This is a genomic window from Sinomonas soli (assembly GCF_054782415.1).
Window position 1 is genome coordinate 351,263 of sequence record NZ_BAAGSN010000016.1, and the last position, 24,743, is coordinate 376,005.

The following is a 24,743-nucleotide window of genomic DNA, read 5'->3' on the forward strand; positions in this document are numbered from 1 at the left end:
GCTACCGACCAGTAACCTTCCGGACCGCAAGTTAGACTCGGACCATGCAGCACCCCGCGGAGGTCCGCGCAGAGCTCCTGTCCCTCAAGCCCTCGTGGCGCGGCTGGATCCACGCCGCGACCGCCCCGCTGGCCCTCGCCGCGGGGATCGTCCTGGTGTCCCTCGCCCCCGGCGCCGACCGCAAGATCGCCTCGGCGGTCTACGCCGCCACGGGGCTGCTCCTATTCGCCGTGAGCGCCGTCTACCACCTCGGCAACTGGGCGCCGCGGACCAAGGCGCTGCTCAAGCGGCTCGACCACACGAACATCATGCTCGTCATCGCGGGGACCTACACGCCGCTCTCGTGGGTCCTCCTCCCCCGCCCCACGGCAGTGCTGCTGCTGACGGTCATCTGGGCGGCCGCCCTCGCCGGCGTCGCGTTCCGCACCCTGTGGCTGGGCGCCCCGCGCTGGCTGTACGTGCCCATCTACGTGGCGCTCGGCTGCGCGGCCCTGCTGTTCCTGCCCGAGTTCTTCGCCGCGAGCGTCCCCGCGGCGATCCTCATCTGCGTCGGCGGCGCGCTCTACATCGCCGGCGCCGTCTTCTACGGGATCCGCCGCCCCAACTTCTCGTACCACCACTTCGGCTTCCACGAGTTCTTCCACGCCTTCACCGTCGCGGCGTTCGCGGCCCACTACGCGGCGATCATGCTCGCCGTGCTGGGCGCGCCGATCATCACCGGCGCGTAGCCAGCTCCTGGCGGAGCTCGCCCGGCGTGCCCACCGGCAGCCGGCACGCGAAGTCCAGGCACACATAGGCGAGGGGCCCGCCGTCGGGCGCCGCGGGCCGGTCGGCGAGGAGCGGCACCCGCGACGGGGTGCCGGCCCCGCCCACCGCCACGACCGTCCCGGGGACGGGCGAGGCGAGGGCCTCGGCGAGCAGACGACGACGGTCCTCCCCCGCGCGTCCGACGATCGCCACCTCGGCGGGGCCGGCGAGCAGGGCCTGGGCCACGGCCAGGAGCCATCCGGCCGACCGGGGGCCCTCCCTGAGCAGCCGTGGCAGCCCACCGAGGATCGACTCCGCCACCGCGCGGTGCGCGGCCTTTCCGCTGTAGGCGGCGTGGGAGAGCATGGCCCCAGCCAGCAGCGAGGCGCCGCTGGGGGCCTCCGCGTCGTGCGGATCGAGGCTGCGGGACCCCGCGAGTGCTGCCCGCACGCCGGGGGCATCGTCCGCGGCCGGCCCGTCGGCGGCGGAGTCGGAGAGGAGGCCGTCGGCGATGAACCGGCGTGAGGCGACCCCGAGGAGGCCCTCGGCCCACGTGTACCACTCCTCGTCCCCGGTTGCCGCATACAGCGCCAGGGCGCCCTCGGCGCAGCCCGCGTAGTCGGCGAGGAGCCCCTCGATGCCTGCCGCGACGCCCCCATGGGAGACCCGCAGGAGGCGCTCGCCGTCCCAGTGCGCGTCCTTGAGCAGCGTGGCCGCGGCCCGTGCCGGCCCGAGCAGGTCCGGGCGTCCGAGCGACCAGGCCGCGTCGGCGAGCGCCGCCACCGCGAGGCCGTTCCAGCCCGCCACCACCTTCTCGTCCCGGGACGGCGGGGTCCTCAGCTGCCGGGCCGCATGGAGGGCGTCCCGGTGCCGCGCGAGGCGCCCGTGCTCCTCCCCCGTCAGGGCCCGGCCTGCGTGCAGCGGGGCGGCCGAGGAGGCGTGCTCGCCGAGGGGCAGGCCGAAGAGGGCCGCCAGCCGCCCGGCGTCGTCCGCGTCCCCCACCGCCTCGGCGAGCTCGCGCCGCGTCCAGACGTAGTAGCCGCCCTCGACCCGGCGGCCGTTCCGCTCTGAGTCGGCGTCGAGCGAGGACGCGAAGCCGCCGCCGGCCAGCCCGAGCTCGCGGACCATCCAGTCCGCAGTGAGCGAGGCGGCCTCCCGCGCCTCGTCCGCGGGAAACTCGTCCGAGCCGCCGAGCCGCACCCAGTGGGCCAGGACCCGCAGGAGCTGGGCGTTGTCGTAGAGCATCTTCTCGTAGTGCGGCAGAGACCAGTCGGCGGTCACCGAGTAGCGCGCGAACCCGCCGCCGAGCACGTCGAAGAGCGCCGAGCGGCACATTGCGGCGAGGGTGCGGCCGGCGAGGCCCCGGGCGTCCTCGGCGGTGGGGGCGCTGACAGCGGCGTGCCGGACGAGGAACTCGAGCACGGGCGACGGCGGGAACTTGGGCGCGGCACCGAAACCGCCGTGGGAGCGATCCTCTGTCCGGGCCAGGGCGACCACGGCGTCGCCCACCGCGGACGCCAGGGCGGCGCCGTCGTGCTCGCCGTCGGCGGCGATGCCGAGGAGCTGGTCGGAGAACAGGCCGCCCAGGGCCTCCGCGAGCGCCCCGGCCTGGCGCTCGACGGCGTCGCGCCGCTCCCGCCAGGCCTCGCTGACCGCGTGGAGGACCTGCCGGAAGCTCGGCTGGCCCGGGTGCGGGACCGGCGGGAAGTAGGTCCCCGCGTAGAAGGCGCGGCCGTCGGGCAGCGTGAAGACGCTCAGGGGCCACCCGCCCTGTCCGGTCATGGCCTGGCACGCGGCCATGTACACCGAATCCACGTCCGGGCGCTCCTCGCGGTCCACCTTCACGCACACGAACCCGGCGTTGAGCTGCTCCGCTGCCGCGGGGTCCTCGAAGGACTCGTGGGCCATGACGTGGCACCAGTGGCAGGCCGCGTAGCCGATCGAGACGAAGACCGGCACGTCCCGGCGCGCGGCCTCGGCGAAGGCGTCGTCTCCGAACGGCTGCCAGTGGACGGGGTTCTCGGCGTGCTGGCGCAGGTAGGCCGAGGCCTGGCCGGCGAGGCGGTTGGTCATGGTCCGAGTCTGCCCGAGCCCGGCTCCCGCCGGTAGCCGGGGGCGGGAGGAGGGCCTCCGGAGTGCCGTCCGGGCGGGGCACCGCCTACACTGTCCTACCGATGGACACTCCCCCCAGCAGCATCCCCAGCAGCCGCACGCCCTCACCGAGCGCTGCCCGTCCGATCTTCGTGGACTCGACGGGCCGCAAGCTCCAGCTCGTCCGCGCCGCGGGGGCCGTGGCCCTGATCCTCGTGGCCGGGTACCTGGGCGTCGTAGGGCTCGCCCTCCTCGGTGGAAGCCCCAATGCGGCCGCCCCCTTCCTCCCCCTCCCGGCCCCGCCGACGGCCCCGGCGGCGCCTCCGCCCAGTCCGCCGTCCGCCCGGACGACCGGCCCGGGCGCGAGCGCCGATGCCGGCGCCGCGGGAGGCGCGGGAGGCGCCGGCGCGCAGCCGGTTCCGACGGCGGTCCCCGTTCCGGCGGCGCAGGTCGCGCCAGGTCCGGCGGCGCCGAATGCTGCAGGCGGCGCAGCGGCGCCCGCGGCACCGGCCCAGCAGGCCCCGGCCCCCACTGCCGCACCCGCGGCTCCGGCCCCCGCGCCGACGCCGGCCGCGACGCAGCAGCCGGCCCCCGGAAACCCCGCTGCCCCCGGGCAGACGCGCCGCGCGACCCCGCCCGCGCACCCGTGACCGGCACGCGGACGCCCCTGCGGGGGACGCGGCGGCCCCACCGCGGACGCGCGGCCGGCCGGCAGCCGGGCCGGGTCCGCACCCACTGGATCGTGCTCGCGGCGCTGCTGATCGGACTCGCGCTCGCCCTGGCCGTCCAGGGCTACACCCAGCATCTGGCCGGGATCGGGGACGACTCCGTGGCGGCCGCGACCGGCTCTTCAGGGGTGCCGGCCTCGGTACTCGACGGGGGCCCCGTGGTCGACGCGAGGTCGTCCACGGTCCGCACCGCCCGCCCGCCCGAGCGCACCCTGGCCCTCACCTTCGACGACGGGCCCGACCCCACGTGGACTCCCCGGATCCTGGACGTCCTCAAGGCCCACCATGTCCACGCGACCTTCTTCGTGGTGGGCACGGCGGCGATCGACCACCCCGACCTCGTCCGCCGGATGATCGCCGAGGGCCACGAGGTCGGGATCCACACGCTCACGCACGCCGACCTGGGGCAGATCCCCGAGTGGCGGCGCCAGCTCGAGGTGCAGGGCGCCCAGCGTGCTGTCACCGGGATCACCGGCAGGACCGCCACGCTCCTGCGTCCCCCGTACAGCTCGGAGAACGATGCGGTCACCACGCAGACGTGGTCCGCAATGCTCTCGAGTGCCTCCGACGGCTACCTCACGGTGCTCAGCACGCTCGACAGCGAGGACTGGTCGCGGCCGGGAGTGCCGCAGATCGTCAAGAACGCCGTTCCGACGGGCAGCCAGGGCCAGGTCCTGCTCATGCACGACGGCGGCGGCGACCGCAGCCAGACCGTGTCGGCCCTCGAGCAGGTGCTCGAGCGGGCTGCGGCCCAGGGGGACCGTGTCACGAGCGTGGGCGATGCGCTGGGCATCGCGACCATGCGCACGGCCCCTCCGGCGGAGCAGGCCATCGGGGCCGCATTTGTGGGCGGCGTCCAGGCCAGCGGGACGGTCGTGGGCGTGATCTCGTGGCTGCTCGCCGTGAGCGGAGTCGTGACGCTGGTCCGGGCCGTCCTCGTGGTGGCCGTGGCGTCCCGCCACCACCGGCTCGCGCGGCGCGGGCGGCGCCGACGGGATGCGCCGCTGCGGCCGGAGGTCACCGAGCCGGTCACGGTGATCGTTCCGGCCTACAACGAATCTGCGGGCATCGAGGCCGCCGTGCGGTCTATCGCCGCCTCCGACTATCCGGTGGAGATCATCGTGGTGGACGACGGCTCGACGGACGGCACCGCGGACATCGTCGAGGCCCTGGCGCTCCCCGGGGTGACCGTGCTGCGCCAGGAGAACGGCGGCAAGCCCTCGGCGCTCAACACGGGGCTGCGCGCGGCCTCGCACGGGGTGGTCGTCATGGTCGACGGCGACACGGTCTTCGAACCGGGCACCGTCCGTGCGCTCGTGCAGCCCCTGGCCGATCCCCGGGTCGGTGCTGTCTCGGGCAACACCAAGGTGGCCAACCGGGGCGGCGTCCTGGGGGCGTGGCAGCACATCGAGTACGTCGTCGGGTTCAACCTGGACAGGCGGCTGTTCGACCTCGCCGAATGCATGCCGACCGTCCCGGGGGCCATCGGCGCCTTCCGGCGCGACGTGCTGCTGCGCCTCGGCGGCGTCAGCAGCGACACGCTCGCGGAGGACACGGACCTGACCATGGCGCTGTGCCGGGACGGCTGGCGGGTGGTGTACAAGGACAGCGCGCGGGCCTGGACCGAGGCCCCGGCAACCCTGGGGGCCCTCTGGAAGCAGCGGTACCGGTGGTGCTACGGGACCCTGCAGGCGATGTGGAAGCACCGCGGGGCCGTGCTGCAGGGTGGCGCGGCGGGCAAGCTGGGACGACGCGGGCTCGGCTAGCTCCTCGTGCTGCAGGTCCTCCTGCCGCTCTTCGCGCCGATCGTGGACGTGTTCGCGCTGTACGGCCTGGTGTTCCTCGACCCCGTGCGGATCGGCGTGCTGTGGCTGGCCTTCATGGGCGCCCAGCTGGCCATGGCGGCCTACGCGTTCCGACTCGACCGCGAGAAGCTGGGGCCGCTGTGGACGCTGCCCCTGCAGCAGGTCGTGTACCGCCAGCTCATGTACCTCGTGGTGATCCAGTCCGTGTTCACGGCGCTCGCCGGCCTGCACCTGAAATGGCACCGCATGGAACGCTACGGGAGCCTGAATGTCCCGGCCGCGTCCGAGGGGTCCGTCAGTCGGTGACCTCGGCGCGGACCTCCTCGGACTCGATGTAGTTGTAGACCTCCGGGAGGATGAACTTCGCGGAGAGGAACCCGATGAGGGACAGGACGGAGACGGCCAGGGTCGCCCCGACAGGGCCCCACGCGGTAGTCATGAACGGGAACACGAACGCGCCGAAGAACGAGGCCGCCTTCACGAAGACGTAGCCGAATCCGGAGGCCGTGGCCTTGAACCGCGCGGGCGCGACCATGGACGCGATCGTCATGCCGTTGGAGGCGTCCCAGTAGTGGCCCCACATGAGCACTGCCGCACCCAGGACGATCAGCCATTCGATTTTGGCGCCCAGCGCGAACGCGCCCAGCACGAGGCCGACGAACGCGAGCCCGAAGCCCCACATCGCCACGCCGCGGTGGCCCGTGCGGTGGATCATCACCGGGGCGAGGAAGCCCGAGATCGTGGCCAGGACATAGATGGCCGCGGTGACGATGTTCGTTCCCGTCATGTTGGCGTTGGAGGCGACTCCGACGCCGGCGGTCACGAGGATCACGGGCAGGTAGAAGCCGAAGGCCGTGAACTCCGCGCCCTGGCACGCGTTGGAGATCCACGCGAAGACCGTGGCGCGCCGCTTGGTGCGGTCGGCCCAGATCACCTGCAGGAAGTCGCCCACCTTGGGCCGCAGGAGCTTCACGTCCTCGTTCGGGAGCATGTCCAGCGGCTCGTCGAAGAGGCGCAGCGAGACTTCCTTGGCCTTGGCGAACCTGCCCTGGTGGATCAGCGACAGCGGGGTCTCGGGCAGGTCGAGCCGGGCCAGCAGGAGGATGAAGGCGGGCACCGCGCCGATGGCCAGCGCCACCCGCCACAGGATGGCGTGGTCGATCCCGGTGACGTACATGATGGTGATGACCACGATCGAGAGCACCTCGCCGAGGCCGAACATCCCCTGCCAGCGGCTGCCCATCCTGTCGCGGGCACCCCTGGACATCGACTCCATGATGTAGGCGTAGCCGTTGGAGATGTCGGACCCGAGCGGGATGCCGATGAGGATGCGCAGGATGATCAGGTCCCACACGTTCTGCGAGAAGCCCTGCGCGATCGCGAGCACGATGAACAGCACCATCGTGAGGATGAACACCCGCTTGCGGCCCAGCCTGTCCGCGACGACGCCGCCGAGCACCGCTCCGAGGAGCGCGCCGCCCTGGACGCCGGCGGTCAGCCAGCCGAGCTCGAACGCGGTGGGGTGGTACTCGGTCTTGATGAACACGAGGACGAAGGAGAGCGCATACAGGTCCCACGCCTCGATGAGGATCGTGGCGATCATCATCCAGCCGCCGCGCCGGCTGGACACCGTGCCGGCCTTGTTCATCAGCAGCTGCGTCGCCTCGTCGGACAGCCTGCGGATGGTCGTCTGGTCCATCGGTGCCTCCCCCCTGTCGGGAGTCCCGCACCGGGTACCGGACTCCGTGGCCTGTGGCCCCGGTCACCGTCGTGCCGGGCACAGCGAGACTAAGCCTCGGGGAATCCTCCGGCAACACGTTGCCACGCGTTGCCATGGGGGTCCGGGAAGATCAGGGGCGGCCGTCGGCGCGGTCGCGCCCCGAGGCGCCCGGGCCCTTCTGCGGGGAGCCGCTGGCCTCCGGTCCGCCGGGCTCTTCGCCGGCGCCGGCCCCCTCGCCGGCGCGGGACTCCTCGACCTGGGCGCGGTAGCGGATGCGGCGGAGGCGCCGGACCATGTCGATGATCAGGAAGATCGTCAGGAGCACCACGAAGGCGGTGGCCGCGAACCCCCAGTTCCCGGGGGTGATCATGTCCTCGCTGAGCCCCGGCCGCAGGGAGCCCGAGGGCGACGGGGCCGGTGTCTGGGTGAGGGCAACGAGGAGATTCTGCACCGATCTATCGTAGCCCGGCGAAGAGGTCCCCCTCGGTCGTCCCCTCCTCCGGGAAGCCCACCGCCGATTTGATGAGGGCGTAGTCCTCCCAGGGCCACTCGCGCTGGCGCAGCTCGAGCGGGACGGCGAAGAACCACCCGTCCGGGTCGATCTGCGTGGCGTGGGCGAGCAGGGCCCGGTCCCGGACCTCGAAGTACTCGGCGCACTCCACATGGGTGGTCACCCGGTGGCGCGTGGTCCAGGGCCGGTGCCCCTCGGCGTCGTTCTCGGAGGCCCGGGCAATCCAGTCGGCGTACGGCGAGGTGAGCCCGGCGGCGACGAGCGCGTCATGGATGCGGCGGACCTTGTCCGGGTTGAACGAGACGTCGTAGTAGAGCTTCGAGGGGGCCCAGGGTGCCCCGGCGTCAGGGTAGGCACCGTCCTCTCCCGCGGCCCGGAACGCCTCGACAGCCACGCGGTGGGCCATGATGTGGTCGGGGTGGGGGTAGCCGCCGTTCTCGTCGTAGGCCACGACCACGTGCGGGCGGAATTCGCGCATGAGCCGCACGAGCGGCGCAGAGGCCTGCTCGATCGGCAGCGTCGCGAAGGAGCCCCACGGCAGCGGCGGCAGCGGGTCGCCCTCCGGCAGGCCCGAGTCGATGAACCCGAGCCAGCGGTGGTCGACCCCGAGGACCTCGCGGGCGGCCGCCATCTCGAGGCGCCGCGCCCCGGCCATGTCCCGCCGGGGATGGGGGGCGTCGACGATGTGCGGGTTCTGGATGTCCCCGCGGGAGCCGTCGGTGCAGGAGACGACCATCACCTCGTGTCCCTCGGCGAGGTACTTCGCCATCATCGGGGCGCCCTTGCTCGACTCGTCGTCGGGATGGGCGTGCACGGCGAGGAGGCGCAGGGCGCTATCGGTCTCTGACACGTCTCCTAGAATAGTCAGGTGACCGACTCCCCCGCTCTCGCTGCCCGCTACGGCGCCCCCCGGCGCGGATTCACCAGGCAGAGGGCCCGGATCGTCATCGTCGTGGCCCTCGTGGTGGGCATCGCGGTGGCCGCATGGCTCACCTACACGTCGACCGTGCGCGCCGGCGTGAGCTCGAACGACATCGGCTTCTCGACCCCGGACCCGTGGCACGCCGAGATCGACTTCCAGGTGACCAAGGCCGCCTCCGCCACCGCCGTCTGCGCCGTCCACGCCCTGTCCGACACCTACGCCGTGGTGGGCTTCAAGGAGGTCGAGATCGGCCCGGACGCCGGCAGCTCGGGGACCACCACGAGTCTGCAGCGGGTCCCGCTGCGCACCGAGACCGCGGCGGTCTCCGGCGTCGTCGACTCCTGCTGGCTCAAGGGCGCCTAGCCGGACACGCCCCGCAGGCCAGCTTGGGATTGGGACCCCGGATCACTAGACTGGTCTAATACCCATTGCCCCGCCGGTGGTCGAGAAAGCGCTCCCGAGGCATCGCGCCTCGTATCAGGTGCGTACGTTCCGCTGGTGGGGTCTTTGCATGGAGAGACGTTACAAGGAGACGACATGTCCACCACGACCCATCAGGGCGGCCCCTGGCTCACGCAGGAGGCGTACGACCGTCTCAAGGCCGAGCTGGACCACCTCTCAGGGCCCGGCCGTCATGAGATCGTCGAGAGGATCGAGGCTGCCCGCCAGGAGGGCGACCTCAAGGAGAACGGCGGCTACCACGCCGCCAAGGAGGAGCAGGGCAAGATCGAGGCCCGCATCCGCCAGCTGACCGACCTGCTGCGCAACGCCCACGTGGGCGAGAAACCCGCGGACGACGGCGTCGTCGAGCCCGGCATGCTCGTGGTCGCCAAGATCGCCGGCGAGGAGGAGCGCTTCCTCCTCGGCTCGCGCGAGATCGCCGACGGCGGCACGGACATGGACGTGTTCAGCGAGAAGTCCCCGCTCGGTGCCGCGATCGTCGGCCACAAGCAGGGCGACAAGCTGTCCTACACCGCCCCGAACGGCAAGGAGATCAAGGTCGAGATCATCTCGGCCACGCCCTACAACGGCTGATCCCGCCCCAGCACGCCCAGACGCCCGACGGCGCCGCTCCCCTCGCGGGGGGACGGCGCCGTCGGCATCTGGGAGCCAGGGCGGCTCAGGCCGCCGCGCGCCCGCGGGGCCTGAGGACGATGGCTGCGGCCACGCCGCCGGCGAGGCCGAACAGGTGGGCCTGCCAGGAGATGCCTCTGCCCACCGTGGGCAGGATGCCCAGGAGCACGCCGCCGTAGACGGCGAACAGCACGAGCGCGAGCAGGATCTGCCCCCAGCTGCGGTTGAAGAATCCGCGCACGAGCAGGAACCCGAACAGGCCGAAGATCACCCCGGACGCGCCGACCGTGATCGACGGGTGGCCGAGGAGGCTCCCGAACATCCACACGCCCAGTCCCGAGCCGAACCAGGAGAGGACCACGGCGGTGAGGAACTGCCTCAGGCCCGCGAGGAAGGCGAGGAATCCGAAGACGAACAGGGGCAGGGTGTTGGCGAGCAGGTGGGCCCAGCTCGTCGAGTCATGGACGAGGGGCGAGGTGAGGACGTCGGGCAGGCTGCTCACGTCGCGGGGCCTGATCCCGAACAGGCGCGTGAGCAGCCCGAAGGTGGCCATGTTCACGAGTTCGATCAGGTAGAGCACCGCTGTCACGGCGGTCATGGTCGCGAGACCGGCCCGGGCCCGCACTGCGAGGCGCGTGTCCATCCCTGCCCCCTCCCGCCACGACCGCGTGGCCTCAGACGTGCATGACGATCGGCTGGAACCCTTCGGCGCGCAGCGCGCGCAGCACCTGGTCGGAGTGCTCGTGGCCCTTGGTCTCCATGTCGATGGTGATCGCCACGTCGCCCATGGCGATCGAGCCGCCGACTCGGGTGTGGTCCACGCCGGTGACGTTCGCGTCGTTCTCGGCGATGATGCGGGAGATCGTGGCGAGCGAGCCCGGGCGGTCGTCGAGCATCATGCGGACGGTGAGGAAGCGCCCGGCGGCGGAGAGGCCGCGCTGGATGACCTTGAGCATGAGCATTGGGTCGATGTTGCCCCCCGAGAGGATCACAACCGTCTTCTTCGCGTCGATGCCGAGCTCGGCGAGCTTGCCGTCCATGAGGGCGGCCACCCCCACCGCCCCGGCGGGCTCGACCACGAGCTTGGCCCGCTCGAGCAGGAAGATCAGGGCACGGGCCAGCGAGTCCTCGCTCACCGTGACCACGTCGTCCACGAGCTCCCGGATGATGCTGAACGGGATCTGGCCCGGGAGGCCCACGGCGATGCCGTCCGCCATCGTCGCGACCTTCGGCAGCGGCACCACGGCGTCCGCGGCAAGCGAGGGCGGGTAGGCCGCCGCGTTCTCGGCCTGGACGCCGATCACGCGGATCTCGCGTCCGAGCTCGGCGGCCTTGGCCTTCAGCGCCACGGTGACGCCGGCCAGGAGTCCGCCGCCGCCGACGCCCATCAGGACCGTGTCCACGTCCGGGACCTGCTCGAGGATCTCGAGGCCGATCGTCCCCTGCCCCGAGACGACGTCCGCGTTGTCGAAGGGGTGCACGAACACGGCGCCCGTCTCGTCCGCGAAGCGCTTGGCCTCGGCCAGCGCCTCGTCGACGTTGTGGCCATGCAGGACCACCTCGGCGCCGTGGCTCCGGGTCGCCTGCAGCTTCGGCAGGGCGACGCCGAGCGGCATGTAGATGCGGGCGCGGATGCCGAGGCGCTTGGCCGCGGAGGCGACGCCCTGGGCATGGTTCCCGGCGGAGGCCGCCACCACTCCCCGGCGCTTCTCCGACTCGCTCAGCCGGGCCATGCGCACGTAGGCGCCGCGGACCTTGAACGACCCGGCCCGCTGGAGGTTCTCGCACTTGAAGAAGACCTCGCCGCCGATCTGCTGTCCCAGCGCGCGGGACTGCTCAATCGGGGTCCGGGCAATAATGCCCTCGAGCAGCTCCTGTGCGGCAAGAACGTCGTCGAGCGTCACAGCGAGAGTCGAGAGGGCCTTCATGCTCAGTGCTCCTAGGGGGCTTCACGGGATGGCGGAACGTCTCCGGCGCCGTCCGAGGGCGCCGGCGCATCTCCAGTTTCCCACGAGTTCTCCCACCCTCGGGCCGCGATGTAGCGCACGGCCGAGTTCGTGACGGCGAGGGTGGGCACCGCGAAGAGGGCTCCGGGGATGCCGGCGATGTACGAGCCGGCGGCGACTGCGAGGATCACGGCGACGGGATGGAGGGAGACGGCGCGGCCCATGATGAGCGGCTGGAGCACGTGCGACTCGATCTGCTGGACCGCCACGACGATGACGAGCATGATGACGGCGTTGACGAGTCCGTTCGCCACGAGCGCGAGCAGCACGGCCACCGCGCCGCTCACGAGCGCGCCGACCACCGGGATGAAGGACGCGACGAAGACGAGGATCCCGAGGGGCAGCGCGAGGGGCACGCCCAGGATCGCCGCGCCGACGCCGATGCCCACCGCGTCGACCGCGGCGACGAGCACCTGCACGCGCACGTAGCTCACGAGCGAGGTCCATCCCCGGCGCCCGGCGCCGTCGGCGGCCGGCCGCGCCTGCCTCGGCAGGAGTCCCACGAGGAAGCTCCAGATGCGCGCGCCCTCGAGCAGGAAGAAGACGAGGACGAACAGGGCGATGAGCGCCCCCGTGAGGAAGTGGCCTGCGGAGGACCCCACGCTGAGCACGCCGCTGACGAGGGTGCCCTGGTTCGACTGGAGGAGGCGCTGGGCGTCGTTGGTGTAGGCCTCGAGCTGGGACGAGGTGACCTGCAGCGGGCCCTCCGCGAGCCACTTCTGCACCTCGGCCAGGCCGGCGAGCGCCTCGTCCCAGAGCTGCGCGAAGCCGATGGAGATCTGGCGTCCCACGAGGGTGAGCAGGCCCGAGACGGCCGCGATGAAGCCGATCTCGGTGATCGCGACGGCGAGCCCCAGGGGGACGCGGGCGCGCCGGAGCCAGCCGACCACGGGGCTGAGCAGGCCGGCGAGCAGGGCCGCGACGAGCACGGGGATCACCAGGAAGCTCAGCTGCGCGAGGGCCCAGGCGATGGCCCACGCGACCACGAGGATGATCGCGGTGCGCCAGGACCAGGCGGCCGCGACCCGCAGGGCGAAAGGCAGGTCGGCATCGGTCACGGGGCGGGCGGCCCGGGCAGGCGCGGGGCGGGGTCCGGGGCGTGTGGGCTCCATGGCCCCATCCTGCCAGAGGCCTCCAGGCGCCCGCCGCGCCCCTAGAGCTCCGAGCCTATCCCCCACCGGATGGAGGCCGAGGCGCCGGGCTCGAGCCAGCCGAGCCCCGCCCCGCTGTTGAACGCGTTCGCTGCCCCGCTCATCGGCTCGAGGGCCACCGCCTTGGCGCGCCCCGGGAAGGTGTCGGTGACGAAGACGTGGGTGTAGGGGCACGTATTCTCCTGCCACAGCCACACGCTGCGCCCGTCCGCTGCAGCGAGCGTCGCGCGGGCAGCCCGGGGCGACCCCTCGCCGTCATCCGCAACGTCCTCGAAGGCGAGGTCGGTGTAGCCGGAATCGAGGGCGAGGGCAGAGACAGGCTGGCCTCCGCGGAGGTCTGCGGGGCCGGAGACCGGCGCGGAAGACCGGGGAATGAGGCGCTGGTCGGCGATGAGCCGGGTCCGGCCCGAGACGGTGAGCGTGAGCTCCTCGCTGGGGACATCGCCGATGCGCAGGTAGGGGTGGGCGCCGAGCACGAACGGAGCGGAGGCATCCGAGTCGTTGGCCAGCGTCTGGGTGACGCTGAGGCCGCCATCGGACTCGAGCGCGTAGTCGACCCGGTGGCGGAGGAGGAACGGGTACCCGTGCTGCGGGAAGACGACGGCCTCGAGTGCCACCGCCGACTCCGTCTGCTCGAGGAGGCTGTAGCCGGTATTGCGCAGCAGTCCGTGGCTCGCGTGCCCGTACTTGGGCTCGGTGATGTCCAGCTGCTGGACACGGCCGTCGAGGGACCACCGTCCGTCCTCGATCCGGTTCGCCCAGGGCGCGAGGGTGATGCCGGTCGCCCCGGGCGGGATCTGGCCGTCGCCGTACGTCTCGGTGAGGGCAACGCCGTCGCGCGCGTAGGACCGAAGGCCGGCGGCGAGCTCGGTGACGACGGCGACGGCGCCCGCGCGCCGGAGTTCGTACTGCCGGCCGGTGGCGGCGCGGCGGGCGGTCGGCGAAGGTGTCATGGGACCACGCTAGTCCGCCCCGGGCCCTGTGCCCTCGCTGCCGGAGGGTCTTCCCAGCAGACCGCCAGAATGTTATCTTTTGTTAGAAAGCTGTTGTTTCTGTTAGTCGACTCCCCTGCCGGGGAGCCGAGGCGGGGGGACCGATGCTGGCTGCTGAACGCCATGCGTACATCATCGCGGAGCTCGAGCGGCGCGAGGCCGTGCGGGTGACCGAGCTCGCGGCGACGCTCGGCGTCTCGGAGATGACCATCCGGCGCGACATCGAGCACCTCGAGCAGCAGGGGCTGGCCCGGCGCGTGCACGGAGGTGCGGCCCGGCCCACGGACGTCGGGTTCACCGAACTCGGGTTCGAGGTCAAGAGCGAGCACCGCCCCGACGCCAAGAGCGCCATCGCCCAGCAGGCGGTCGAGCTGGTCCGGCCGGGCGCGACCATCTTCGTCACCGCGGGCACGACGACCTTCACCTTTGCGCGCCTCCTCGCGGGCATCCCGGACCTCACGGTCGCGACGAACTCGATCAAGGTGGTCGAGGCCCTCGGCGCCGCCGGCGCGGTGCGGACCATCCTCACCGGCGGGGAGCGGACGCCCTCCGAGGCCCTCGTGGGGCCGCTCGCGACGTCAACGCTCCGCCAGCTCCACGTCGAGGTGTGCTTCATGGGCGTGCACGGGCTGCATCCCCGCGCCGGCCTCACCACCCCGAACATGCTCGAGGCGGAGGCGAACCGCGCCGCCGCGGAGGCAGCCGCCCGGCTCGTGGTCCTCGCCGACCACAGCAAGTACGGCCTCGTGGGCCTCGCCCGGATCCTGCCCCTGAGCGCGGTGGACACCCTCATCACCGATGACGGCCTCTCCGCCGCGGCCCTGGACGAGCTGCGCCAGCACGTCCCCGACCTCATCGTCGCGGCCGTCGAGGACGCCCGACCCACGAAGGGAGCACAGTGACTGCACCCCATGCCCCGAGGATCACGCCGGCGCGGCTGTCCGACGGCCGCGAGCTGCTGTACTTCGACGACCCGGGCACGCCGCCGCGCGTGCCGGTGGCCGATCAGCGCGGCCTCGAGCACCGCGCCGCTCCCGGCGAGCTGCGCTACGACGAGCTCTCCGGAGACTGGGTGGCCGTCGCGGCACACCGCCAGTCCCGTACCCACCTGCCGCCCGCAGAGGCCTGCCCCCTGTGCCCCAGCACGCCGTCCAACGCCTCCGAGATCCCCGACGCGGACTACGACGTGGTGGTGTTCGAGAACCGCTTCCCGTCGCTCGGGCCGGACACGGCGGTGGTCCCCCCGGCGCTGCCCTGGGGCGACACCGTGCCCGCCGTCGGCCGCTGCGAGGTCGTGTCCTTCACCTCCAGCCACACCGGATCCTTCGCCCAGCTGCCCTACGAGCGCGCCCGCACCGTTGTCGAGGCGTGGGCCCAGCGCACCGCCGCCCTGAGCGCGCAGCCCGGCGTCCGCCAGGTCTTCCCGTTCGAGAACCGGGGGGCGGAGATCGGCGTGACCCTGCACCACCCCCACGGCCAGATCTACGCCTACCCCTACGTCACCCCGCGGGCCGCGCAGCTCGGCGCCGCCGCACGCCGGTTCTACGACCACGCGGACGGGCGGGCCACCCTGCTCGGGACGCTCCTGGACCGCGAGCGCGCGGCCGGCGAGCGCGTGGTCCTCGAGGGGGAGCACTTCACGGCGTACGTGCCGTTCGCCGCGCGCTGGCCGCTCGAGGTCCACCTCGTCCCGCACCGCCACGTCGCCGACTTCTCCGCCCTCGCCGGCGAGGAGAAGGACGAGCTCGCCCACGCCTACCTCTCGCTCCTGCGGGGCCTGGACGCGCTGTACCCGACGCCGACCCCCTACATCGCGGCCTGGCACCAGGCCCCGCTCGAGGCCTCCCTGCGGCCCGCGGCCCGCTTCCACCTCCAGCTCACCTCCCCGCGCCGGGCGGCCGACAAGCTGAAGTTCCTTGCGGGGTCCGAGGCAGCCATGGGCGCCTTCATCAACGACACCACCCCCGAGCAGGTCGCTGCCCGGCTTCGCGGAGCCCTCGCCGGCGCCTCCGCCGCCCGCACAGCCACCGGAAAGGCCCCCGCATGAGCCTCAACCTCCCCCCGCAGGAGGCCGCCGGGGCCGCCCTGCGCGCCTTCTCGGAGGCCTTCGGCGGTGCGCCCGACGGCGTGTGGCGGGCACCGGGCAGGGTCAACCTCATCGGGGAGCACACCGACTACAACGAGGGCTTCGCCCTGCCGTTCGCGATCGACCTCGCGGCGCACGTGGCCGTGCGGGCTCGCCCCGACAGGCTCGTCCGGCTCCTGTCCACGCACGGCGGCGGGGTCGTCGAGCTCGACCTGGACGCGCTCTCCCGCGATGCGGCCCCCGGGTGGAGCGTCTACCCCGTCGGGGTCGCGTGGGCCCTCGCCGAGCACGGCGTCGGCCTGCCCGGGTTCGACCTCGCGCTCGACTCGACCGTCCCGGTGGGCTCGGGCCTGTCTTCCTCGCACGCCATCGAGTGCGCCGTCGTGACGGCCCTTGCCGAGCTCGCCGGAGCCGATCTTGCCCCCCAAGACCTCGTGCTGATCACCCAGCGCGCCGAGAACGCGTTCGTCGGCGCGCCCACGGGGATCCTCGACCAGTCGGCGTCGCTGCGCGGGGCCTCCGGGCACGCCGTGTTCCTCGACTGCCGCGACCAGGGCGTCGAGCTCATCCCGTTCGACGCCGACGCCGCGGGCCTGGCCGTCCTCGTCGTCGACACCAAGGTGGCGCACTCGCATGCGGGGGGCGGCTACGCCGAGCGCCGGGCATCGTGCGAGCTCGGCGCGGACGTCCTCGGCGTCGCCGCACTGAGGGACGTCTCCTCCGAGGACCTCGCCGAGGCCCGCGGCCTCCTTGATCCGGTGACCTTCCGCCGCGTGCGGCACGTGGTGACCGAGGACGAGCGGGTCCTGGAGACCGTCGCGGTGCTGCGTTCCGGGGGGCCGGCCGCTATCGGGCCCCTGCTGGACGCGAGCCACGCCTCGATGCGGGACGACTTCGAGATCTCGTGCCCGGAGCTCGACCTCGCCGTGGAGGCCGCGCGCTCGGCCGGCGCCCTCGGGGCCCGCATGACCGGCGGCGGCTTCGGCGGGTCGGCGATCGCCCTGATCCCGCGCGCTGCCGAGGGAGCGGTCCGGGACGCCGTCACGGCCGCGTTCCGCCGTGCGGGGTTTGCCGCCCCGGACCTCTTCACCGTGGTCCCGGCCGACGGCGCCCGCCGGGTCCTCTGACCCCGGGCCGCGGCGGCGCCCCCTGCAGCACGGAGCCCCCGGACGGCGGTCCGGGGGCTCCGTGCGCTCGGCGCCTCAGTCGTTGCTGTTGAGGATCGCCAGGAGCCTGAGCAGCTCGGTGTAGAGCCACACGAGGGTGACCGTCAGCCCGAACGCTGCAGTCCAGGCAAACCAGCGCGGAGCGCCGGCGCGGACGCCCTGCTCGATGCTGTTGAAGTCGAAGATGAGCGAGATCGCCGCGAGGACGATCGCGAACAGGCCCACGAACACCCCCAGCGGGATGCCGAAGATGTGCACGCTGCTGCGGAGCCCCCACGCCCCGAGGCCCGGGTTGACGAGCATGATGACCACGTTGACGAGACTGAACGCGAGGTAGCTCACGAGGGCGATCAGGAGGAACTTCGCCAGGCGCGGGGTGGCCCGCACCTTGCCGCTCTTGTACAGGCCGAGCGTCACGGCCGCCACGACGACGGTGCCGATGACCGCCTGCAGCCCCACGCCGGGGGCGACCGCGTCGATCAGGCGCGTGATGCCGCCGAGGAACAGGCCTTCGAGGCCGGCGTAGGCCAGGATGAGCCCGGCCACGGGCTCGCGCTTGAACGAGTTGACCAGCGCGAGGACGAAGCCGCCGAGCGCACCGACGACCATGAGACCGAGCGCCGCGCTCGCCGGGACAGCCAAGGTCACCGCGGCCCCGACCACGACGAAACCGAGGCAGGCGAGCGTGCGGACGATCACGTCGTCGTACGTCATGCGTCCCGTCTCGGCGGGGCCCGCGGACGGCGAGCGGTACAGCTTGTCGAGCTGCTCGGGCGTCATGGGCTGCTGCGGGTACCCCGGCTGCCCGTAGGGCCCCTGGCCGTACTGGGTCTCGCCGTAGGGGGCCTGGCCGTACGGGGCCTGGCCGTACGGGGCCTGCTCGTACGGGCTGCGGCCCTGGGGCTGGGCGGGCGCGGCGGTGGCCACGGCGCTCCTGTAGTTCTTCCCCCGGAAGACCGGGTTGCCCCCAAATGCCATGTCGGCTCCTTGTCCATCTCATGCTGCGGTGTCGCGGCCCCGCGGGTGCTGGGGAGCCGCTACTGGAGAGCACGCCCGGGAGGCCCCAGAAGTTCCCGCCGCTACACTGTTGCGGTGCCGAACGACGCGACCTCCGCCCCCCAGCCCCACCTCCCCCTGCGGATGCTCCACGACCGCATCCTGGTCGAGCTGGACAAGGAGGCGAGCGAGCGGCGCTCCGCGTCCGGCATCGTCATCCCGGCGACCGCCGTGCTCGGCAAGCGGCTCGCCTGGGCCGAGGTCGTCGCCGCCGGCCCCAGCGTCCGGCAGGTCGCGGTCGGCGACCATGTGCTCTTCGACCCCGAGGACCGCGCCGAGGTCGAGGTCGCGGCCAAGGACTATGTCCTGCTGCGCGAGCGCGACCTCCACGCCGTCGCCGAGAGCGACGAGCCCGCGCGGGACCTCGGCCTCTACCTCTGACCGGCCTCTGAGCGCGGCCGGCACCGCTCGGACGGGCCCCGCCCCCACCCCAAAGCTGCCCTAAAGAAGCATTGGGGCACAGCTTCACAGTTGTTACCGGATCGCGACCTCCAGCACCCCTCCGCGCCGCCGATCGGCCCCCGCCCCGCGGGTAACATGACGTCCAGCGGGTGAGGTTCGTCACACCCCGGGCCTCAGCTCCGGCGATCGGCCGTGCCCGCTGCACCGACCACCGGCTGGCACCCCCAGCCGCACCCGTACAGACGGAGGCCCCACGTGAGACGCACAGCCTCGACCGTCCCCAGGTTGCGCGCGCGGCGCGCACTGGTGGCGGCAGGCGCCCTGATCGGCGCCATCCTCGCAGTGCTCCTGGCCATGGCCCCGGCCGCCGAGGCGACGACCTCGCCCAGCCCGGGCCCCAGCCAGTCCCAGTTCCAGAACAGCATCTCGGGCTTCCTGCGCAATGCGGGCCAGCCGCTCCAAGGCGTCAAGATCACGGCCGAGGGCAATGGCTTCACCGGCAGCACCACGTCCTCGGCCTCCGGGGCGTGGACGATCTCGGTGCCCACCCAGGGCAGCTACAAGGTGACCCTCGACGAGTCCACGCTGCCCCAGGGCATCAAGCTCGCCGACGGGCAGGAGAACCCCCGGACGGTGACCTTCAGCCAGACCTCCAACGCGAGCACCATCTTCGCCTTTGGGGCCGGCATCCAGGTGCACCAGGAGAGCTTCTTCACGAATCTGGCCAACCGCCTCGTCGCGGGCCTGAGCTTCGGCCTGCTCCTGGCGCTCTCCGCCGTGGGCCTCTCGCTCATCTTCGGCACCACCGGCCTGACGAACTTCGCCCACGGGGAGATGGTCACGCTCGGTGCCGTCGTCGTCTTCTCGACGAGCGCCGTGGGCGTGCCGTTCTGGCTCGCCATCCTCGCCGGGCTCGCGGCCGGGATCGCCTTCGGCTACGTCCAGGACGCCTTCCTGTGGAAGCCCCTGCGGCGGCGCGGGACGGGACTCGTCCCCATGATGATCGTCAGCATCGGCCTCGCCCTGGCCTCCCGCTACGTGATCCTCTTCTTCTTCGGGGGCGCAACCCAGCAGCTCCCCTACTCCCAGTCCACGGACATCGACCTGGGGGTCGTCTCGATCTCCCCGAACAACCTGTGGTCGCTGCTGATCTCCGTCGTCGTGATCCTCCTGATAGCCTTCGCCCTGCTGCGGACCCGGCTCGGCAAGGCGACCCGCGCCGTCGCCGACAACCCGGCCCTCGCGGCGGCGAGCGGGATCGACGTGGACCGCGTCATCCGGCTCGTCTGGGTCACCGGCGGCTTCCTCGCGGCGCTCGGCGGGATCCTGTGGGCGTACTACCGCCCGGGGGTCTCCTTCAACATGGGCCAGCAGCTGCTGCTCATGATCTTCGCGGGCGTGACCCTCGGTGGCCTCGGGACCGTGTTCGGCGCCCTCGTGGGGTCCATCGTGGTGGGCATCTTCGTGGAGCTCACCACGGTCTTCGGCCTCACCTCGGACCTGAAGTACGTCGGGGCGCTGGTCGTCATGATCCTCGTCCTCCTGTTCCGGCCCCAGGGCATCCTGGGCCGGCGTGAGCGAGTGGGCTGAGGAGGCCACCATGGATTTCGGACAGATTCTTCTCGAGGCGCTCGGCGAGCTCGTCAGCCCCACGACGGCGGCCTACGCCCTCGCCGCACTCGGCCTCGCCGTGCACTTCGGCTACTCGGGGCTGCTCAACTTCGGCCAGGCCGGCTTCATCGCGGTCGGCGCCTACGCGTTCTCGATGAGCACGATCCACCTCGGCTTCCCGTTCTGGCTCGCCCTCATCGTGGCGGTCGTGGCCTCGGTCGTGTTCGCCCTCATCCTCGGCATCCCGACCCTGCGGCTGCGGGCGGACTACCTCGCGATCGTGACCATCGCCGCGGCGGAGATCATCCGCTACATCGTCACGACCAACACCCTCACCGACGTCACCGGCTCGGCGAACGGCCTCGCCGGCTTCCGCCAGGACTTCCTGAGGCTCAACCCCTTCCCGCCGGGGAACTACCTCGGCTACAGCAGCCCCGACTTCTTCTATCGGTTCTTCGGCTGGGGACTCGTCGTCATCTTCGGCGTGGGGGTCTGGCTGCTCATGCGCAGCCCCTGGGGCCGCGTCCTCAAGGGCATCCGCGAGGATGAGATGGCCGTGCGCTCGCTGGGGAAGAACGTCTACTCGTACAAGATGCAGGCGCTCGTAATCGGCGGCATCCTCGGCTCCCTCGCGGGGCTCGTGTTCACCCTCCCCCGCGACGTCGTCCAGCCGGCGAACTACGGCACCGAGTTCACGTTCTTCCTGTGGACCTGCCTCCTCCTCGGCGGCATGGCCACGGTGCTCGGGCCGATCGTGGGGGCCATGATCTTCTGGGTCGTGCTCTCCCTGACCCAGAACGTGCTCTTCGGGCTGATCCAGATCGGCGTCCTGCCGTTCCTCAGCCCCACCCAGGCAGGCCAGCTGCGCTACATCCTCGTGGGCGTCGCCCTCATGCTGCTGATGATCTTCCGGCCGCAGGGCGTGTTCGGCAACAAGAAGGAGCTCGCATTCTCATGAGCGAGGCACACACCACCGCCGGCGGCGCCGTCGACTACATGACGGACAGCCGCCCCATCAGCGAGGGGGTGGCAGCCCCGGGCTGCCGCAAGCGCGACCCGATCGTCGTCGCGGACAACGTGAGCCGGCGCTTCGGCGGCATCAATGCCGTGGACGTCGAGCACCTGGAGATCCCGCGGCACAAGATCACCGCGCTGATCGGGCCCAACGGCGCCGGCAAGACGACCCTGTTCAATCTCCTCACGGGCTTCGACACGCCCCAGTCTGGGACGTGGCAGTTCGAGGGCCGCGACCTGGCCGGGATGGCCTCCTACAAGGTGGCCAGGCTCGGGATGGTACGCACCTTCCAGCTGACCAAGGTCATGGGCAAGCTGACCGTCATCGAGAACATGCGGCTCGGCGCCTCCGAGCAGCCCGGCGAGAAGCTCCGCAACGCCCTGTTCCGCGGGATCTGGGGCGGCCGCGAGAAGGACATCACGGCCAAGGCCGAGGAGCTGCTGGCCAAGTTCAAACTCGATGCCAAGCGCGACGACTACGCCGCGTCCCTCTCGGGCGGCCAGCGCAAGCTCCTCGAGATGGCCCGGGCGCTCATGGTCAACCCCAAGCTCGTCATGCTCGACGAGCCGATGGCAGGCGTGAACCCCGCCTTGACCCAGAGCCTCCTCGACCACATCAAGAACCTCAAGGCCGAGGGCATGACCGTGCTGTTCGTCGAGCACGACATGCACATGGTCCGCCACATCGCCGACTGGGTCGTGGTCATGGCCGAGGGCAAGGTCGTGGCCGAGGGCCCGCCCGCCGACGTGATGAAGGACCAGGCCGTGATCGACGCCTATCTGGGCGCCCACCACGACGTGGACCTCGGCGCCGCGGGCGGCCTGAAGGAGCTCGAGCAGGAGCTGGCCGCGGACGAGGAGTCGGTGGTCGGCACAGCCGACGCGGGGATCATCTCCGAGGAGTCCGTCCTTGCCGAGGCCGAGACGATCACCGTGACCAAACCGGGCAAGCACCGCGCCGCGTCGGGAGAGGCCGTCCACGGGACCACCGGCGAGGGCGCCCACGGCGCCAGCGACGCGACCCTGGACGCCGGCAAGGAGGAGCAGAAGTGAGCGAGCACACCGCACCCGCGGCGCCCCCGGCGCCGGACGGCGAGGCTGTCGTGACCGTCACGAAGCTCGTGGCCGGCTACCTGCCCGGGGTCAACATCCTCAACGGCTGCAGCATCGAGGCGCGCAAGGGCGAGCTGATCGGCATCATCGGCCCGAACGGGGCCGGGAAGTCGACGCTGCTCAAGGCCATGTTCGGGCTCGTCAAGGTCCATTCCGGCTCCGTCGTGGTGCGCGGGCAGGACCTGACCGGGCTCAAGGCGAACAAGCTCGTGAGCCGGGGCCTCGGGTTCGTGCCGCAGAACAACAACGTCTTCACGACGCTCACGATCGAGGAGAACATGCAGATGGGCATGTTCCAGCGGCCCAAGGCGTTCAAGGAGCGCTGGGACTTCGTGACGGAGCTGTTCCCCGAGCTCGGCAAGCGCCGGGCGCAGCGGGCCGGCTCGCTCTCGGGCGGCGAGCGGCAGATGGTGGCCATGGGCCGGGCCCTCATGATGGACCCCGCTGTGCTCCTCCTCGACGAGCCCTCGGCCGGCCTCTCCCCCGTCAAGCAGGACGAGACCTTCCTGCGGGTGCACGAGATCAACCGCGCCGGCGTCTCCGTCATCATGGTCGAGCAGAACGCCCGTCGCTGCCTGCAGATCTGCGACCGGGGCTACGTCCTCGACCAGGGCCGCGACGCCTACACCGGGACCGGCCGGGAGCTGCTCAAGGACCCGAAGGTCATCCAGCTCTACCTCGGCACCCTCGCCGACACGGTCGAGGGCCAGCCAGCCGCGAGCCAGACGGCAGAGGCCCACACGGTCGAGGGCCAGCCCGCTGAGGGCCACGGCCCGGGGAAGGCGGCCGGCCAGGCGGACTAGCCTCCCCCGCACGACGGCGCCGCCCCACCCTCCTCGGGTGGGGCGGCGCCGTCGTCTGCGGGCCGCCGGGAGCGCCAGCCCTTTCCGCGCCGGGATGCGCCAGGGCCCCGGTCCCCCGCGGGGACCGGGGCCCTGAGCCGGGCTTCCCAGCGTGCTGGGTCAGCTCAGCTTGCCGAACTCCTCGCGGACCGGCTGCGGCTTGTTGTTGTCGTCGAACTGGTAGATGCCGATGTAGGCCTCCTGCGGGTCGCCGTTCTTGGCAAAGGAGACCGGGCCGGACTTGCCGTCATAGTCGATGTCCTTGCCCTGGCGCAGGAGCGTGACGCAGCTGGCGAAGTCGTAGCACTTCTCGCCGCCCTCGGAGACGTCCTGCAGGTGCGCTGCGATGTCCGTGCCCTTGGTGCTCTTGGCCTCCTCGGCCGCGAGCGCGATCAGGTTCACGGCGTCCCAGGACTCGCCGGCGTAGTTGTAGTCCTTCAGGCCCGAATCCACCGTGGCGAGCTGCTTCTTGAAGTCGTCCTTCGCGAACGTCCCGGGGGTCGTGCCCTGGGCACCCTTGAGCGTGCCCGGCTTGAGGTCCTTGCTGTAGTCCGAGGTGTTGCCGTCGACGAAGAACAGCTGCGTCGGCTTGACGCCCTTGGCGGTCAGCAGCGGGATGATCTGCTTGGCCTGGTCGAAGGAGATGACCGCGATCGCGTCCGGCTTGGCGGCCACGACCTTGTCCACCTGCGAGCTGAACTGCGAGTCGCCCTCGTTGAACAGCTCCTGGTCGACGACCTTGCCGCCGGCGCCCTCGAACGCCTTCTGGACGTTGTCGCGCAGGCCAGTGCCGTAGGCGTCGTTGAGGACGATCATGCCGAGCGTCTGGGCACCGCACGAGGCCATGTAGTTGCCGAGCACCCGGCCCTGGAGGACGTCGGACGGGGCGGTGCGCCAGTAGAGCCCCTTCGCGTTCCAGGTGCTGAAGTCCGGCGACGTGTTCGCCGGGGAGAACATCACGGTGCCGGAGCCGGTGATCTGGTTGATCACCGTCTTGGAGACACCCGAGGACGCCGCGCCGATGATCGCGGACACGCCCTGCCCGAGGAGGTTCGTCACCGACTGGGTCGCGATGTCCGTCGTCGTGTCACCGGAGTCGCGGTGCGTGATCTCGACCTTCTGGCCGAGGACGCCGCCGGCGTCGTTGATCTGCTTCACGGCGAGGTTCACGCCGGCGATCTCGGGCGGGCCGAGGAACGCGAGCGCACCCGTCTGCGGGAGGAGCGAGCCGAGCTTGAGCGGGGTCGGCGACGTGGTCGAGGACTTCGGCACGTCCCCGGGGGCGACGGTGGCCGCGGCCGAAGCGCTCCCGGCACCGGCCGACGAGCTCGGTGCGGGGCAGGAAATCGTGCCGGAGGCGGCGGCGCTGCTCGAGCTGGAGCTCGACGGCGTACCCGAGGAACCGCTGCACGCGGTCGCCAGGATGGCGACCCCGATGCCGAGTGCAGCCAGCTTCGCCGCCCGGGGCGCAGCCTGGTGACGTTGAATCATGCGTAATCTCCTCCATCGAAGGGCGCGGAAAGCCCCTGATGCGAACAATCAGGTGTTCCTGATTAGAAGACAGGCTAATTCAACGGTTAACGAGGGTTACAGTGATTGAGGTCACAGCCTTGTAACGCCTGCAGAGGTCTGCTCCAGACATGGTGCCCCAGCAGGGACTCGAACCCTGACTGAGCGGATTTTAAGAGCGCTCCCAGCCCCCCGTC

The 24,743-nt window shown here is 71.8% G+C and carries 25 protein-coding genes; 15 read left to right on the plus strand and 10 right to left on the minus strand.

Features of this window, described 5'->3' with window-relative positions:
• The first annotated feature begins 44 nt into the window (after nt 1–44).
• On the plus strand, nt 45–728 hold the full coding sequence (gene trhA, locus ACYVKZ_RS17405) for a PAQR family membrane homeostasis protein TrhA (protein ID WP_460993499.1): 684 nt from the start codon (nt 45–47) through the stop codon (nt 726–728).
• Here trhA and ACYVKZ_RS17410 read toward each other — a convergent pair.
• On the minus strand, nt 715–2,820 hold the full coding sequence (locus ACYVKZ_RS17410) for a thioredoxin domain-containing protein (RefSeq protein WP_460993500.1): 2,106 nt from the start codon (nt 2,818–2,820) through the stop codon (nt 715–717). The genes trhA and ACYVKZ_RS17410 overlap by 14 nt on opposite strands.
• A gap of 101 nt (nt 2,821–2,921) precedes the next feature.
• On the opposite strand from ACYVKZ_RS17410, the gene ACYVKZ_RS17415 reads away from it, so the two are divergent.
• Genes ACYVKZ_RS17415 through ACYVKZ_RS17425 form a run of 3 tightly spaced genes read left to right on the plus strand, consistent with a single transcriptional unit; the run spans nt 2,922 to nt 5,677 of the window.
• The gene (locus tag ACYVKZ_RS17415) at nt 2,922–3,488 is read left to right on the plus strand and encodes a hypothetical protein (RefSeq protein WP_460993501.1); all 567 of its coding nucleotides are present in this window, start codon (nt 2,922–2,924) and stop codon (nt 3,486–3,488) included.
• Nucleotides 3,485–5,332, plus strand: a complete 1,848-nt coding sequence (locus tag ACYVKZ_RS17420) for a bifunctional polysaccharide deacetylase/glycosyltransferase family 2 protein (protein WP_460993502.1) — start codon at nt 3,485–3,487, stop codon at nt 5,330–5,332. The genes ACYVKZ_RS17415 and ACYVKZ_RS17420 overlap by 4 nt, the downstream gene beginning before the upstream one ends.
• Before the next feature lie 6 nt (nt 5,333–5,338).
• Nucleotides 5,339–5,677, plus strand: a complete 339-nt coding sequence (locus ACYVKZ_RS17425) for a hypothetical protein (protein WP_460993503.1) — start codon at nt 5,339–5,341, stop codon at nt 5,675–5,677.
• On the opposite strand, the gene ACYVKZ_RS17430 is transcribed toward ACYVKZ_RS17425, so the two are convergent.
• The 3 genes from ACYVKZ_RS17430 to mca all read right to left on the minus strand — a co-directional run bounded on the left by ACYVKZ_RS17430 (nt 5,667) and on the right by mca (nt 8,452).
• Nucleotides 5,667–7,070 (minus strand): MFS transporter, encoded by a 1,404-nt coding sequence (locus ACYVKZ_RS17430; protein WP_460993504.1) that lies wholly within the window; start codon nt 7,068–7,070, stop codon nt 5,667–5,669. The two genes, ACYVKZ_RS17425 and ACYVKZ_RS17430, sit on opposite strands and share 11 nt — an antisense overlap.
• Nucleotides 7,071–7,221: 151 nt before the next feature.
• Nucleotides 7,222–7,542, minus strand: a complete 321-nt coding sequence (locus tag ACYVKZ_RS17435; protein ID WP_460993505.1) for a hypothetical protein — start codon at nt 7,540–7,542, stop codon at nt 7,222–7,224.
• 4 nt (nt 7,543–7,546) lie between these two features.
• Nucleotides 7,547–8,452, minus strand: coding sequence for a mycothiol conjugate amidase Mca (mca, locus tag ACYVKZ_RS17440; protein ID WP_460993506.1), 906 nt, complete (start codon nt 8,450–8,452; stop codon nt 7,547–7,549).
• An 18-nt stretch (nt 8,453–8,470) separates the two neighbouring features.
• Between mca and ACYVKZ_RS17445 the strand changes: the two genes are divergently transcribed.
• A complete protein-coding gene (locus tag ACYVKZ_RS17445; RefSeq protein WP_460993507.1) occupies nt 8,471–8,887 on the plus strand; it encodes a DUF4307 domain-containing protein in 417 nt (138 codons plus the stop codon).
• Nucleotides 8,888–9,061: 174 nt separating this feature from the next.
• Complete coding sequence (gene greA, locus ACYVKZ_RS17450; RefSeq protein ID WP_310077279.1) at nt 9,062–9,559, plus strand: transcription elongation factor GreA; 498 nt, start codon at nt 9,062–9,064, stop codon at nt 9,557–9,559.
• Nucleotides 9,560–9,644: 85 nt separating this feature from the next.
• Here greA and ACYVKZ_RS17455 read toward each other — a convergent pair whose 3' ends face one another.
• The 4 genes from ACYVKZ_RS17455 to ACYVKZ_RS17470 are packed head-to-tail and all read right to left on the minus strand — an operon-like array spanning nt 9,645 to nt 13,708.
• Complete coding sequence (locus ACYVKZ_RS17455) at nt 9,645–10,241, minus strand: rhomboid family intramembrane serine protease (protein WP_460993508.1); 597 nt, start codon at nt 10,239–10,241, stop codon at nt 9,645–9,647.
• Nucleotides 10,242–10,272: 31 nt separating this feature from the next.
• Nucleotides 10,273–11,526, minus strand: a complete 1,254-nt coding sequence (gene ilvA / locus ACYVKZ_RS17460) for a threonine ammonia-lyase (RefSeq protein ID WP_310077277.1) — start codon at nt 11,524–11,526, stop codon at nt 10,273–10,275.
• 11 nt (nt 11,527–11,537) lie between these two features.
• Nucleotides 11,538–12,716 carry an AI-2E family transporter gene (locus tag ACYVKZ_RS17465; protein WP_460993509.1) on the minus strand — a complete coding sequence of 393 codons (1,179 nt, stop codon included), beginning with the start codon at nt 12,714–12,716 and terminating at the stop codon, nt 11,538–11,540.
• Between the two features lie 41 nt (nt 12,717–12,757).
• On the minus strand, nt 12,758–13,708 hold the full coding sequence (locus ACYVKZ_RS17470; protein ID WP_460993510.1) for an aldose 1-epimerase family protein: 951 nt from the start codon (nt 13,706–13,708) through the stop codon (nt 12,758–12,760).
• A 143-nt stretch (nt 13,709–13,851) separates the two neighbouring features.
• Here ACYVKZ_RS17470 and ACYVKZ_RS17475 point away from each other — a divergent pair, with 143 nt between their 5' ends.
• The 3 genes from ACYVKZ_RS17475 to galK are packed head-to-tail and all read left to right on the plus strand — an operon-like array spanning nt 13,852 to nt 16,960.
• Nucleotides 13,852–14,649: a DeoR/GlpR family DNA-binding transcription regulator gene (locus ACYVKZ_RS17475; protein WP_460993511.1), complete on the plus strand. Its 798-nt coding sequence runs from the start codon at nt 13,852–13,854 to the stop codon at nt 14,647–14,649.
• Nucleotides 14,646–15,794 (plus strand): galactose-1-phosphate uridylyltransferase, encoded by a 1,149-nt coding sequence (galT, locus tag ACYVKZ_RS17480; RefSeq protein WP_460993512.1) that lies wholly within the window; start codon nt 14,646–14,648, stop codon nt 15,792–15,794. The genes ACYVKZ_RS17475 and galT overlap by 4 nt, the downstream gene beginning before the upstream one ends.
• Complete coding sequence (gene galK / locus ACYVKZ_RS17485; RefSeq protein ID WP_460993513.1) at nt 15,791–16,960, plus strand: galactokinase; 1,170 nt, start codon at nt 15,791–15,793, stop codon at nt 16,958–16,960. The genes galT and galK overlap by 4 nt, the downstream gene beginning before the upstream one ends.
• Nucleotides 16,961–17,035: 75 nt before the next feature.
• Here galK and ACYVKZ_RS17490 read toward each other — a convergent pair whose 3' ends face one another.
• Nucleotides 17,036–17,977 carry a Bax inhibitor-1/YccA family protein gene (locus ACYVKZ_RS17490; RefSeq protein ID WP_460993514.1) on the minus strand — a complete coding sequence of 314 codons (942 nt, stop codon included), beginning with the start codon at nt 17,975–17,977 and terminating at the stop codon, nt 17,036–17,038.
• Nucleotides 17,978–18,139: 162 nt separating this feature from the next.
• On the opposite strand from ACYVKZ_RS17490, the gene ACYVKZ_RS17495 reads away from it, so the two are divergent.
• The 5 genes from ACYVKZ_RS17495 to ACYVKZ_RS17515 all read left to right on the plus strand — a co-directional run bounded on the left by ACYVKZ_RS17495 (nt 18,140) and on the right by ACYVKZ_RS17515 (nt 22,998).
• Complete coding sequence (locus ACYVKZ_RS17495; protein ID WP_460993539.1) at nt 18,140–18,436, plus strand: GroES family chaperonin; 297 nt, start codon at nt 18,140–18,142, stop codon at nt 18,434–18,436.
• Between the two features lie 375 nt (nt 18,437–18,811).
• On the plus strand, nt 18,812–20,047 hold the full coding sequence (locus ACYVKZ_RS17500) for a branched-chain amino acid ABC transporter permease (RefSeq protein ID WP_460993540.1): 1,236 nt from the start codon (nt 18,812–18,814) through the stop codon (nt 20,045–20,047).
• Between the two features lie 10 nt (nt 20,048–20,057).
• Nucleotides 20,058–21,026: a branched-chain amino acid ABC transporter permease gene (locus ACYVKZ_RS17505; protein ID WP_460993515.1), complete on the plus strand. Its 969-nt coding sequence runs from the start codon at nt 20,058–20,060 to the stop codon at nt 21,024–21,026.
• Nucleotides 21,023–22,135: an ABC transporter ATP-binding protein gene (locus tag ACYVKZ_RS17510; RefSeq protein ID WP_460993516.1), complete on the plus strand. Its 1,113-nt coding sequence runs from the start codon at nt 21,023–21,025 to the stop codon at nt 22,133–22,135. The genes ACYVKZ_RS17505 and ACYVKZ_RS17510 overlap by 4 nt, the downstream gene beginning before the upstream one ends.
• Entirely contained in the window at nt 22,132–22,998 is an 867-nt protein-coding gene (locus ACYVKZ_RS17515) for an ABC transporter ATP-binding protein (protein WP_460993517.1), read from the plus strand. The genes ACYVKZ_RS17510 and ACYVKZ_RS17515 overlap by 4 nt, the downstream gene beginning before the upstream one ends.
• Nucleotides 22,999–23,157: 159 nt before the next feature.
• Here ACYVKZ_RS17515 and ACYVKZ_RS17520 read toward each other — a convergent pair whose 3' ends face one another.
• Nucleotides 23,158–24,309: an ABC transporter substrate-binding protein gene (locus tag ACYVKZ_RS17520; protein ID WP_460993518.1), complete on the minus strand. Its 1,152-nt coding sequence runs from the start codon at nt 24,307–24,309 to the stop codon at nt 23,158–23,160.
• Between ACYVKZ_RS17520 and ACYVKZ_RS17525 the strand changes: the two genes are divergently transcribed.
• A complete protein-coding gene (locus ACYVKZ_RS17525) occupies nt 24,272–24,517 on the plus strand; it encodes a hypothetical protein (RefSeq protein WP_307005588.1) in 246 nt (81 codons plus the stop codon). The genes ACYVKZ_RS17520 and ACYVKZ_RS17525 overlap by 38 nt on opposite strands.
• The last annotated feature ends 226 nt before the right edge of the window (nt 24,518–24,743 follow it).